At 53.4% G+C, this 11,763-nt stretch carries 12 protein-coding genes; 10 read left to right on the plus strand and 2 right to left on the minus strand.

Annotated features, from left to right (window positions below):
• The first annotated feature begins 70 nt into the window (after positions 1-70).
• Positions 71-742, plus strand: coding sequence for a 7-carboxy-7-deazaguanine synthase QueE (gene queE / locus OGV80_RS13640; protein ID WP_043017395.1), 672 nt, complete (start codon positions 71-73; stop codon positions 740-742).
• Between the two features lie 91 nt (positions 743-833).
• Here the strand turns inward: queE and queD are convergent, their stop codons facing one another.
• Positions 834-1,196: a 6-carboxytetrahydropterin synthase QueD gene (gene queD / locus OGV80_RS13645; RefSeq protein WP_043017394.1), complete on the minus strand. Its 363-nt coding sequence runs from the start codon at positions 1,194-1,196 to the stop codon at positions 834-836.
• Positions 1,197-1,501: 305 nt separating this feature from the next.
• On the opposite strand from queD, the gene cysJ reads away from it, so the two are divergent.
• From cysJ to cysH, 3 genes are all read left to right on the plus strand, one after another.
• A complete protein-coding gene (cysJ, locus tag OGV80_RS13650) occupies positions 1,502-3,301 on the plus strand; it encodes an NADPH-dependent assimilatory sulfite reductase flavoprotein subunit (RefSeq protein WP_080626160.1) in 1,800 nt (599 codons plus the stop codon).
• Positions 3,301-5,013, plus strand: a complete 1,713-nt coding sequence (cysI, locus tag OGV80_RS13655; RefSeq protein WP_047409056.1) for an assimilatory sulfite reductase (NADPH) hemoprotein subunit — start codon at positions 3,301-3,303, stop codon at positions 5,011-5,013. Before cysJ ends, cysI begins: the two co-directional genes overlap by 1 nt.
• Before the next feature lie 83 nt (positions 5,014-5,096).
• Positions 5,097-5,831 (plus strand): phosphoadenosine phosphosulfate reductase, encoded by a 735-nt coding sequence (gene cysH, locus OGV80_RS13660; protein ID WP_047409060.1) that lies wholly within the window; start codon positions 5,097-5,099, stop codon positions 5,829-5,831.
• 45 nt (positions 5,832-5,876) lie between these two features.
• Here the strand turns inward: cysH and OGV80_RS13665 are convergent, their stop codons facing one another.
• Complete coding sequence (locus OGV80_RS13665) at positions 5,877-6,920, minus strand: aminopeptidase (protein ID WP_047409063.1); 1,044 nt, start codon at positions 6,918-6,920, stop codon at positions 5,877-5,879.
• 254 nt (positions 6,921-7,174) lie between these two features.
• On the opposite strand from OGV80_RS13665, the gene cysD reads away from it, so the two are divergent.
• The 6 genes from cysD to ispD all read left to right on the plus strand — a co-directional run bounded on the left by cysD (position 7,175) and on the right by ispD (position 11,737).
• Positions 7,175-8,083: a sulfate adenylyltransferase subunit CysD gene (cysD, locus tag OGV80_RS13670; RefSeq protein WP_003034152.1), complete on the plus strand. Its 909-nt coding sequence runs from the start codon at positions 7,175-7,177 to the stop codon at positions 8,081-8,083.
• 9 nt (positions 8,084-8,092) lie between these two features.
• Complete coding sequence (gene cysN / locus OGV80_RS13675) at positions 8,093-9,520, plus strand: sulfate adenylyltransferase subunit CysN (protein ID WP_087052059.1); 1,428 nt, start codon at positions 8,093-8,095, stop codon at positions 9,518-9,520.
• Complete coding sequence (gene cysC, locus OGV80_RS13680) at positions 9,520-10,125, plus strand: adenylyl-sulfate kinase (protein ID WP_043017388.1); 606 nt, start codon at positions 9,520-9,522, stop codon at positions 10,123-10,125. Before cysN ends, cysC begins: the two co-directional genes overlap by 1 nt.
• A 47-nt stretch (positions 10,126-10,172) precedes the next feature.
• A complete protein-coding gene (locus OGV80_RS13685) occupies positions 10,173-10,496 on the plus strand; it encodes a DUF3561 family protein (RefSeq protein WP_087052060.1) in 324 nt (107 codons plus the stop codon).
• A gap of 215 nt (positions 10,497-10,711) precedes the next feature.
• Positions 10,712-11,023, plus strand: coding sequence for a cell division protein FtsB (ftsB, locus tag OGV80_RS13690; RefSeq protein ID WP_003034163.1), 312 nt, complete (start codon positions 10,712-10,714; stop codon positions 11,021-11,023).
• An 18-nt stretch (positions 11,024-11,041) separates the two neighbouring features.
• Complete coding sequence (gene ispD / locus OGV80_RS13695; protein WP_043017386.1) at positions 11,042-11,737, plus strand: 2-C-methyl-D-erythritol 4-phosphate cytidylyltransferase; 696 nt, start codon at positions 11,042-11,044, stop codon at positions 11,735-11,737.
• The last annotated feature ends 26 nt before the right edge of the window (positions 11,738-11,763 follow it).

The raw sequence follows: 11,763 nt of genomic DNA on the forward strand, positions 1-11,763 counted from the left end.
GCATCGATGGGGCATGATACTTTGGCGGGGATCTGCGATAATTATCGTTTATCCCCATATTGAGAGCGCTATGCAGTACCCGATTAACGAGATGTTCCAGACCCTGCAAGGCGAGGGCTACTTTACCGGCGTCCCCGCCATTTTTATTCGTTTACAGGGATGCCCGGTTGGCTGTGCCTGGTGCGATACCAAACACACCTGGGATAAGCTTGAGGATCGGGAAGTCTCCCTGTACAGCATCCTGGCCAAGACTAAAGAGAGCGATAAATGGGGCGCGGCGAGCAGCGAAGATCTGCTGGCGGTCATTTTGCGTCAGGGCTATACCGCCCGTCACGTGGTGATCACTGGCGGCGAGCCCTGCATTCATGACCTGATGCCGCTGACTGACCTGCTGGAAAAGAACGGCTTTAGCTGCCAGATTGAGACCAGTGGTACCCACGAAGTACGCTGTACGCCGAATACCTGGGTAACCGTATCGCCGAAGGTGAATATGCGCGGTGGTTATGATGTGCTGTCGCAGGCGCTGGAGCGCGCGAATGAAATCAAACATCCGGTTGGTCGCGTTCGCGATATTGAAGCGCTGGATGAACTGCTGGCAACGTTGAGTGACGACAAACCACGAATCATCGCCTTACAGCCAATCAGCCAGAAAGAGGATGCGACGCGTTTGTGCATTGATACCTGTATTGCGCGAAACTGGCGTCTGTCGATGCAAACCCATAAATATCTGAATATTGCCTGATAACTGTGCCGGGAGCGTTTCGCTTACCCGGCCAGAGTTTGTTGTTCGTTGCTGGCCGGAGAAGACGTTTCGCCATCCGTCAAGGCTACAATCACTCGCCGCGATACACGCAGCCCGCTGTGCAGGTCTCTTTCACCATTACGGCACTCAGCAGAGGGACAACCGGTTTTACCTGATCCCAAATCCATTTTGCCAGCACTTCACTGGTTGGGTTTTCTAAGCCTGGAATATCGTTCAGATAGTAGTGATCAAGCCTATCGTACGTCGGCTTAAACGCCGCTTTTAACTCAGAAAAATCCATAATCCAACCGGTATGCGGATCGACTTCACCGGTAATTTCAAGACGCACCATAAATGAGTGACCATGCAGGCGGCCACACTTATGCCCTTCCGGTACATGTGGCAGGCGGTGAGCGGCTTCGAAGGTGAAATCTTTAAACAAGGTGGTGGACATTATTTACTCTCAAGAATGCGAAAAACCGGCGTAGGGTACCGTAAAGAGCAAATTTTATCATTAGTTAAAAGGGCGCAGAGTATCAGAACAATCCATTCATAAAGATAATGTTCAATAACTATTTATATATCAAATGCTTATTAAATCGATTTTGCTGTTAATAACTATAACTAAAACAGGTTAGTCCATTTGGTTATTTGTTATTTCCATCACTTCTTTAATTGTTACTATCCCCGCCGTTAACCTTATCTTCAGTTTGGGTTTTATTGCTGAAATCCGCTTTGCTTACTGGAACATGACAACGCATGACGACACAGGCCCCACCTTCCGCTTTGCTACCGCTAAACCCGGAGCAACTGGCACGCCTTCAGGCGGCCACGACCGATTTCACTCCCGCACAGCTTGCGTGGGTTTCTGGCTATTTCTGGGGCGTGCTGAATCAGCAGCCAGGCAGCAATACGGCGTCACCAGCGCCTGCCGCTCAAATGCCGGGCATTACGCTTATCTCCGCCTCGCAAACCGGTAATGCGCGTCGTGTGGCGGAAGCCCTGCGCGATGATCTGATCGCCGCGAAGCTCAACGTCACTCTCATCAACGCTGGCGACTATAAATTCAAACAAATCGCCAATGAAAAACTGCTGATCGTGGTGGCGTCGACGCAAGGGGAAGGTGAACCGGCGGAAGAAGCCGTGGCGTTGCATAAATTCCTGTTCTCGAAAAAAGCGCCGAAGCTCGATAACACCGCTTTTGCCGTGTTTGGTCTTGGCGACACCTCTTACGAGTTTTTCTGTCAGTCAGGAAAAGACTTTGATACGAAACTGGCTGAGCTGGGCGGTGAACGTCTGCTTGACCGCGTCGACGCTGATGTTGAATACCAGGCCGCGGCTGCCCAGTGGCGTGCCCGTCTGGTTGATGTCCTGAAAGCACGTGCGCCTGCGGCATCGTCTGTGCAAGTTGCCGCGAGCGGCGCGGTAAACGAAGTACACACCAGTCCGTATACCAAAGAAGCACCGCTGACGGCGTCGCTTGCGGTGAATCAGAAAATTACCGGCCGCGACTCTGAAAAAGACGTGCGCCATATTGAGATTGATTTAGGCGATTCCGGCCTGCGCTATCAGCCGGGCGATGCATTGGGTGTCTGGTATCAAAATGATCCGGCTTTGGTCAAAGAGCTGGTAGAACTGCTGTGGCTGAAAGGGGATGAACCGGTCACGGTTGATGGCAAAACCCTGCCGCTCGCCGAAGCACTGGAGTGGCACTTTGAACTGACGGTCAACACCGGCAATATCGTAGAAAATTATGCCACCTTGACCCGCAGTGAAACTTTGCTGCCGTTAGTGGGTGACAAAGCGCAGTTGCAGCATTACGCCGCAACCACGCCCATCGTCGATATGGTGCGTTTCTCCCCGGCGCAACTGGATGCCCAGGCGTTGGTTGATCTGCTGCGCCCGCTGACGCCGCGTTTGTACTCCATTGCCTCTTCCCAGGCGGAAGTGGAAAGCGAAGTGCACGTTACCGTGGGTGTGGTGCGTTATGACATTGAAGGTCGTGCCCGCGCAGGCGGCGCGTCCAGCTTCCTTGCCGATCGTGTAGATGAAGAAGGTGAAGTTCGCGTGTTCATTGAACACAACGATAACTTCCGCCTGCCGGCGAACCCGCAGACGCCGGTGATCATGATTGGACCTGGCACCGGTATTGCGCCGTTTCGTGCATTCATGCAGCAGCGTGCGGCTGACGGAGCCGAAGGCAAAAACTGGCTGTTTTTTGGCAACCCACACTTTACCGAAGATTTCCTGTATCAGGTGGAATGGCAGCGTTACGTCAAAGAGGGCGTACTGAGTCGTATCGATCTCGCCTGGTCCAGAGATCAAAAAGAAAAAGTCTACGTACAAGATAAACTGCGCCAACAGGGCGCGGAACTGTGGCGCTGGATTAATGACGGTGCCCACATTTATGTCTGCGGCGACGCCAATCGTATGGCGAAAGACGTTGAGCAGGCTTTGTTGGAAGTGATTGCCGAATTCGGTGGTATGGATATCGAAGCGGCGGATGAATTTTTAAGTGAGCTGCGCATTGAGCGCCGTTATCAGCGAGATGTCTACTAATGAGCGAAAAACATCCAGGACCATTGGTGGTCGAAGGCAAACTGACTGATGCTGAGCGCATGAAGGTTGAGAGCAACTACCTGCGCGGTACCATTGCCGAAGATTTAAATGACGGTCTGACCGGCGGTTTTAAAGGCGACAACTTCCTGCTGATCCGTTTTCACGGTATGTACCAGCAAGATGACCGCGATATCCGCGCCGAACGTGCCGAGCAAAAGCTGGAGCCGCGCCACGCCATGCTGCTGCGCTGTCGTCTGCCGGGTGGGGTGATCACCACCAAACAGTGGCAGGCGATCGATAAGTTCGCCCATGACAACACCATTTACGGCAGCATTCGTCTGACCAACCGTCAGACATTCCAGTTTCACGGCATTCTGAAGAAGAACGTGAAACCGGTACACCAGATGCTGCATTCAGTCGGGCTTGACGCTCTGGCGACCGCCAATGACATGAACCGTAACGTGCTGTGCACCTCGAATCCGTATGAATCTGAGCTGCACGCCGAAGCCTATGAATGGGCGAAGAAAATTTCCGAGCACCTGTTGCCGCGCACCCGCGCTTATGCAGAGATTTGGCTGGATCAGGAAAAAGTCGCGACCACCGATGAAGAGCCGATCCTCGGTCAAACCTATCTGCCGCGTAAGTTTAAAACTACCGTGGTAATCCCGCCGCAGAACGACATCGATCTGCACGCCAACGACATGAACTTTGTGGCGGTTGCGGAAAACGGCAAGCTGGTGGGCTTTAACCTGCTGGTGGGCGGTGGTTTGTCGATTGAGCACGGCAACAAGAAAACCTATGCCCGTACGGCAAGCGAGTTTGGTTATCTGCCGCTTGAGCATACGCTGGCCGTGGCGGAGGCTGTGGTGACCACGCAGCGTGATTGGGGTAACCGTACCGATCGTAAAAACGCGAAAACCAAATACACGCTGGAACGCGTAGGCGTAGAGACCTTTAAAGCTGAAGTTGAGCGCCGGGCGGGGATCACGTTTGAGCCGATCCGTCCGTACGAGTTCACTGGTCGCGGCGATCGTATCGGCTGGGTGAAAGGGATCGACAATAAATGGCATCTGACGTTGTTTATTGAAAACGGACGCATCCTCGATTATCCGGGCCGACCGTTGAAAACCGGTCTGCTTGAGATCGCGAAGATCCACAAAGGCGAGTTCCGCATTACCGCGAACCAGAACCTGATCATTGCCGGTGTTCCTGAGAGTGAAAAGGCGAAGATCGAAAAGATTGCGCAGAAGAGTGGCTTAATGAACGCGGTAACTCCGCAGCGTGAAAACTCGATGGCCTGCGTCTCGTTCCCAACCTGTCCGCTGGCGATGGCGGAAGCCGAGCGTTTCCTGCCAACGTTTATCGACAACATCGACACGCTGATGGCGAAGCACAGCCTGAGTGATGAAAACATTGTCATGCGTGTTACCGGCTGCCCGAACGGCTGCGGCCGCGCGATGCTGGCGGAAGTTGGTCTGGTGGGTAAAGCACCCGGACGTTACAACCTGCATCTGGGGGGCAATCGTATCGGAACTCGCATTCCCCGGATGTTTAAAGAGAACATCACCGAGCCGGAAATTCTGGCATCGCTGGATGAACTGATTGGGCGCTGGGCGAAAGAGCGCGAAGCGGGTGAAGGCTTCGGTGACTTTACGGTGCGTGCGGGCATTATTCGCCCGGTGCTCGATCCTGCCCGGGATTTCTGGGAATAATGTGAAATTGACTTATCGGGTCTACTGAATTTGTAGGCCTGATAAGCGTAGCGCCATCAGGCAAGGCAAACAGCGAGGAATTTATGTCCAAACTCGATCTCAACGCGTTGAACGAGCTGCCGAAAGTTGAACGCGTTATGGCGTTGGCGCAAACCAACGATCAACTGGAAACATTGAGCGCCGAGGATCGCGTGGCGTGGGCGCTGGAAAACCTGCCTGGTGAATATGTTCTGTCATCAAGTTTTGGGATCCAGGCAGCAGTAAGCTTGCACCTGGTAAATCAGGTTCGCCCGGATATCCCGGTGATCCTCACCGATACTGGCTATCTGTTCCCGGAAACCTACCAGTTTATTGATGAGTTAACGGACAAGCTCAAGCTTAATCTGCAAGTCTACCGGGCAAAAGAGAGTGCCGCCTGGCAGGAAGCGCGCTATGGCAAACTGTGGGAGCAGGGCGTTGAAGGCATTGAGAAATACAATGACATCAACAAGGTCGAGCCGATGAACCGGGCGCTACAGGATCTGCATGCGCAAACCTGGTTTGCCGGTCTGCGCCGCGAGCAGTCGGGCAGTCGCGCGCATTTGCCGGTGCTGGCTATCCAGCGCGGCGTGTTTAAAGTGCTGCCGATCATCGACTGGGATAACCGTACGGTTTACCAGTATCTGCAAAAACACGGACTGAAGTACCATCCGTTGTGGGATCAGGGCTATCTGTCAGTCGGTGATACCCACACCACCCGCAAATGGGAGCCGGGAATGGCGGAAGAAGAGACGCGTTTCTTCGGATTGAAGCGCGAGTGCGGACTGCACGAAGGGTAACAGGAAAGTGGTCCGGTAAGATTTACATCCTACCGGACCACTTCTTCAGGATTTACCCGCTTTTGCCAGTTCCTTTACCAGCGGCAGCATAATGCGTACCACGTCGCGGCTACGGTGTTCTATCCTGCCCGGTAACGCTTTATCGATATGCTGCTGGTTATCCAGTCGCACATCGTGCCAGCTGTTGCCTGCCGGGAACGAGGCGCTTTTGGCGCGCTGTTGATAGCCATCTTTCTTGCCCAGGTTCCAGTTGGTCGCTTCAACGGAGAGAACGGAAATGCCCGCGTTGTCGAAGACCTCTGCATCGTTACAACATCCAGTGCCTTTCGGATAGTCTTTGTTCAGACCTGGATTGGTGCTGGCAACGATACCGCGACTGTGCGCGATAGCCAGCGCCCGGTCGCGCGTCAATTTTCGCACCGCTTCCGGGGTTTTCTTACCGCTATTGAAATAGAGCTTATCGCCGACAATCAGGTTATCGAGGTTGATAACCAGCAGCGTGTTTTTCTTCTCTGCAGCGCTCATTCGCTTCAGAATGTTCTCCGCGCCCAGTTTGCCTTCTTCCTCGCCGCTGGTGGCGATAAATCGGATGCCGTATTGCGTCGGTACGTTTTTGAGTTTTTCCGCCAGTTCCAGCATCACGCCAACACCGGCAGCGTTGTCGTCGATACCTTGCAGGGTTAGTCCACCCAGATTGGCATCTGAATCGGCGTCGCTTTGTGCGGCGTAGGTATCAAGGTGCGCCATGATAATAATCTGCTGCGGCGCTTTACCTTCATGTGCTGCAATAACGGTGCTTCCCGTTACGTTATGCCAGTTTTTACGGTTATCTTTAGCGGTATAAACATAACGGCTATTAAACGTCCGAATATCGCTGCTATAGCCCATCTGTTGAAATTGCTGACGTATATAATCAGCAGATAACATTTCTGCCGGAGATCCCGTCACACGGCCTGGGAAAAACGTTGCGATATATCGAGCCTGGGTATTTGCGATATCTCCAGGTTTGGAAGATGTTGCCTGTGCGGGAAGGATGAAGCACGCGCCGAGCGCCAGGGCGGTAGTCAGGTGGCGCAATGCGGAAAACATAGTGAGTCCTTAAATACCAAGCAGAAATTTTCAGCCGCTAGTATGAAACCGTGATCGAGGTAAAACAATTTCATTTGCTCCTAAATGCCCTAAATTCGGTAGCTTAAGCACTTTTTGATATTTGCTTTTCCAGATCGTTATTCCTTTGAGGAACTACTCATTCCAATTCGTAATTTCATTCGCCTCCTTGCCCTCCCTATAGTCAGGTTATCTGAGCATCGTTAGCAAAATAACGGCATTACATAGGAACGGTTATGGATCAAAAACGACTTACCCACCTGCGGCAACTGGAAGCGGAAAGCATCCATATCATTCGTGAGGTGGCCGCCGAGTTTTCTAATCCGGTGATGATGTATTCCATCGGCAAAGATTCCAGCGTAATGCTGCATCTGGCGCGCAAAGCGTTTTATCCTGGTACGCTGCCGTTCCCCCTGTTGCACGTTGATACCGGCTGGAAATTCAGCGAGATGTACGAGTTTCGTGACCGCACGGCGAAAGCCTACGGCTGTGAACTACTGGTGCATAAAAACCCGGAAGGGGTGGCAATGGGCATCAACCCGTTTGTCCACGGTAGCGCCAAGCATACCGACATTATGAAAACCGAAGGGTTGAAGCAGGCGCTGAACAAATACGGTTTTGACGCCGCGTTCGGTGGTGCTCGTCGCGACGAAGAGAAATCGCGTGCTAAAGAGCGCATTTACTCTTTCCGCGATCGTTTTCATCGCTGGGATCCGAAAAATCAGCGCCCGGAGCTGTGGCACAACTACAACGGGCAGATTAACAAGGGCGAAAGCATTCGCGTATTCCCGCTCTCTAACTGGACTGAACAGGATATCTGGCAGTACATCTGGCTGGAAAATATCGACATCGTGCCGCTATACCTGGCGGCGGAGCGTCCGGTGCTGGAACGCGACGGCATGCTGATGATGATTGATGACGACAGAATCGATCTGCAACCTGGGGAAGTGATTAAAAAGCGCATGGTGCGTTTCCGTACGCTTGGTTGCTGGCCGCTGACAGGCGCGGTGGAGTCGAATGCGCAGACGCTGCCGGAAATCATCGAAGAGATGCTGGTCTCAACCACCAGTGAACGTCAGGGGCGCGTGATTGACCGCGACCAGGCGGGCTCCATGGAGCTGAAGAAACGTCAGGGGTATTTCTAAGGAGCCGCCATGAACACGACACTTGCACAACAAATTGCTAATGAAGGCGGCGTTGAAGCCTGGATGGTCGCCCAGCAACACAAAAGTCTGCTGCGTTTTTTAACCTGCGGTAGCGTGGATGACGGGAAAAGTACCCTGATTGGCCGTCTGCTGCACGACACGCGTCAGATTTATGAAGATCAGCTTTCATCGCTGCACAACGACAGTAAACGTCACGGTACTCAGGGCGAAAAGCTCGATCTGGCGTTATTGGTTGACGGCTTGCAGGCCGAGCGCGAGCAGGGCATCACTATCGACGTGGCGTACCGTTATTTCTCTACCGAGAAGCGTAAATTTATTATTGCGGACACTCCTGGCCATGAACAGTACACCCGCAACATGGCGACCGGGGCGTCGACCTGCGACCTGGCGATCCTGCTGATCGATGCGCGTAAAGGCGTGCTGGATCAGACTCGTCGTCACAGCTTTATCTCTACGTTGCTTGGGATCAAACACCTGGTGGTGGCGATCAACAAAATGGATCTGGTGGACTTTAGCGAGGAGACATTTAATCGCATTCGCGAAGACTATCTTACTTTTGCTGAACAACTGCCGGGTAACCTGGATATCCGGTTTGTGCCGCTTTCTGCACTGGAAGGCGACAACGTGGCTTCGCAAAGCGCCAGCATGCCGTGGTACAGCGGTCCAACGCTGCTGGAAGTGCTGGAAACCGTTGAGATCCAGCGCATTGTTGATACTCAGCCGATGCGTTTCCCGGTGCAGTATGTGAACCGACCGAATCTGGATTTCCGTGGTTATGCCGGGACGCTGGCCTCCGGTAGCGTGAAGGTCGGGCAACGCGTCAAAGTGTTGCCGTCTGGCGTTGAGTCCAGCGTGGCGCGGATCGTGACTTTTGATGGCGATTTACAGGAAGCGCATGCAGGCGAAGCAATCACCCTGGTGCTGAAAGATGAGATCGACATCAGCCGGGGCGACCTGCTGCTTGATGCCGGTGAAGCATTGCCAGCGGTACAAAGCGCTGCCGTTGATGTGGTGTGGATGGCGGAGCAGCCGTTGTCGGCAGGGCAGAGCTATGACATCAAAGTTGCAGGCAAGAAGACTCGCGCACGCGTTGATAGCGTGCAGTATCAGGTCGATATTAATAACCTGACTCAACGTGACGTTGAAGCGCTGCCGCTAAACGGCATCGGTCTGGTTAATTTGACCTTTGACGAGCCGCTGGTGCTGGATACCTATCAGCAGAATCCGGTTACGGGTGGGCTGATTATCATTGATCGCCTGACCAACGTTACCGTTGGCGCGGGCCTGGTGCGTGAGCCAATCGTCCAGGAGCACGTCGCGGCTTCTCAGTTCAGCGCGTTTGAGCTGGAGCTTAACGCGCTGGTGCGTCGCCACTTCCCACACTGGGGTGCGCGCGATCTGCTGGGAGGAAAATAATGGCGTTGCATGACGAAAACGTCGTCTGGCATGCCCATCCTGTTACACCGCAACAGCGGGAACAACGCCACGGTCATCGTGGTGTTGTGCTGTGGTTTACCGGGCTGTCTGGTTCCGGTAAATCCACGGTAGCAGGGGCGCTGGAAGAGGCGCTGCATAAGTTGGGGGTGAGCACTTATCTGCTGGATGGTGATAACGTGCGTCACGGTCTGTGCAGCGATCTCGGGTTTAGCGATGCCGACCGCAAGGAGAATATTCGTCGGGTTGGCGAAGTGGCTAACCTGATGGTCGATGCCGGTCTGGTGGTGTTGACCGCTTTTATCTCTCCGCATCGCGCCGAGCGACAAATGGTCCGTGAGCGCGTGGGAGAGGGGCGTTTTATTGAGGTTTTTGTCGATACGCCATTAGCAACGTGTGAAGCACGCGATCCAAAAGGGCTGTATAAAAAAGCGCGGGCGGGGGAGTTGCGCAATTTTACCGGAATTGACTCAGTATACGAAGCGCCTGAATCGCCAGAGATTCATCTTGATGGTGAACAATTGGTAACAAATTTGGTACCCCAATTATTAGACCTGCTGAGGCAGGAAGATATTATCAGATCCTGAGACATCCGAGCTTGTATGCCCGGTCAGTCACGGTCACAGGATTAGATATGCGTAACAGCCATAACATTACTATTACAGAGTCAGATACCTTCGCTGCCGACGACGAAACCACCTGGTCACTTCCGGGGGCCGTGGTCGGATTTGCAGCGTGGTTGCTGGCGCTGGGATTTCCGTGTCTGATGTATGGCCCTAATACACTGTTTTTCTTTATTTATACCTGGCCCTTTTTCCTCGCATTGTTGCCCGTGGCGATCGTCGTAGGTATTGCCCTGCACTCGCTATTAAAAGGACGGTTGTTGCTGAGCATTACCTGTACCCTGCTGGTGGTTGGGGCTATGTTTGGCGCACTATTTTTGTGGTTATTGGGTTAAGCTCACGTCAATTTCGCATAATCGCCGCGGTTGTTCACTCTCTGGCCATAATTCAAACCGTAACCAACAATGAGATTATGTTCTCCTTACACGGGGTATACGTAACAACGGGCAAATGTGGTACATTTGCCCGCGTTGTCGCGGCATTCCCGCCCGTTGATGTAAAGTCGTCTGCGGAAGTTATGGGATGTTAATGCCGTTTTTCAGGGGGCAGGATGGGTAAACTAACGCTGCTGTTGCTGGCTTTATTAGTCTGGCTGCAGTATTCGCTGTGGTTCGGTAAGAACGGCATACATGACTATAGTCGCGTCAACGATGATGTTGCTGCGCAGCAAGCTACAAACGCGAAACTTAAAGCGCGTAACGATCAGCTCTTTGCCGAAATTGACGACCTCAATGGTGGACAAGAGGCTATCGAGGAGCGCGCGCGTAACGAACTCAGCATGACTAAGCCGGGCGAAACCTTTTATCGTCTGGTACCTGACGCGTCTAAACGCGCTCAGACTGCAGGGCAAAACAATCGATAAACCGTCCAGGGATTTAACATGGCAGCCACTTTATTGGACGTTTGCGCCGTGGTGCCGGCTGCCGGGTTTGGCCGCCGAATGCAAACAGAGTGTCCTAAGCAGTACCTCTCTATTGGCAATAAAACCATTCTTGAACACTCGGTTGATGCGCTGCTGGCTCATCCCCGGGTGACGCGAGTCGTCATCGCTATCAGCCCAGGCGACAGCCGCTTTGCCCAACTTCCACTCGCTGCGCATCCGCAAATTACCGTAGTGGATGGCGGCAACGAGCGTGCCGATTCTGTCCTTGCCGGTTTGCAAGCCGCAGGGGAAGCCAACTGGGTACTGGTGCATGATGCCGCGCGTCCGTGTTTGCACCATGATGATTTATCCCGTTTACTGGCAATAAGTGAGACCAGCCGCACCGGCGGGATCCTGGCGGCGCCCGTACGCGACACGATGAAGCGCGCGGAGCCGGGCCGAACAGACATTGCTCATACGGTCGATCGCACCGATTTATGGCATGCGTTGACGCCACAGTTTTTCCCTCGTGAGCTGTTGCACGACTGCCTGACCCGTGCGCTCAACGAAGGCGCAACCATTACGGACGAAGCCTCGGCGCTGGAATATTGCGGCTTTCATCCGCAACTGGTTGAAGGACGCGCTGACAACATCAAAGTCACTCGCCCGGAAGATCTGGCGCTGGCGGAATTTTATCTGACCCGAACTATCTAGACACCTCATCCTTCACGCTGCAACGA

This window comes from Citrobacter sp. Ce119 (assembly GCF_030334525.1).
Lineage (GTDB): Bacteria > Pseudomonadota > Gammaproteobacteria > Enterobacterales > Enterobacteriaceae > Citrobacter > Citrobacter europaeus.

Excerpts from the sequence above, each read along its gene's own strand:
- queE (WP_043017395.1), top strand. The coding sequence starts at position 71 with ATGCAGTACCCGATTAACGAGATGTTCCAGACCCTGCAAGGCGAGGGC.
- queD (WP_043017394.1), bottom strand. The coding sequence starts at position 1,196 with ATGTCCACCACCTTGTTTAAAGATTTCACCTTCGAAGCCGCTCACCGC.
- cysJ (WP_080626160.1), top strand. The coding sequence starts at position 1,502 with ATGACGACACAGGCCCCACCTTCCGCTTTGCTACCGCTAAACCCGGAG.
- cysI (WP_047409056.1), top strand. The coding sequence starts at position 3,301 with ATGAGCGAAAAACATCCAGGACCATTGGTGGTCGAAGGCAAACTGACT.
- cysH (WP_047409060.1), top strand. The coding sequence starts at position 5,097 with ATGTCCAAACTCGATCTCAACGCGTTGAACGAGCTGCCGAAAGTTGAA.
- OGV80_RS13665 (WP_047409063.1), bottom strand. The coding sequence starts at position 6,920 with ATGTTTTCCGCATTGCGCCACCTGACTACCGCCCTGGCGCTCGGCGCG.
- cysD (WP_003034152.1), top strand. The coding sequence starts at position 7,175 with ATGGATCAAAAACGACTTACCCACCTGCGGCAACTGGAAGCGGAAAGC.
- cysN (WP_087052059.1), top strand. The coding sequence starts at position 8,093 with ATGAACACGACACTTGCACAACAAATTGCTAATGAAGGCGGCGTTGAA.
- cysC (WP_043017388.1), top strand. The coding sequence starts at position 9,520 with ATGGCGTTGCATGACGAAAACGTCGTCTGGCATGCCCATCCTGTTACA.
- OGV80_RS13685 (WP_087052060.1), top strand. The coding sequence starts at position 10,173 with ATGCGTAACAGCCATAACATTACTATTACAGAGTCAGATACCTTCGCT.
- ftsB (WP_003034163.1), top strand. The coding sequence starts at position 10,712 with ATGGGTAAACTAACGCTGCTGTTGCTGGCTTTATTAGTCTGGCTGCAG.
- ispD (WP_043017386.1), top strand. The coding sequence starts at position 11,042 with ATGGCAGCCACTTTATTGGACGTTTGCGCCGTGGTGCCGGCTGCCGGG.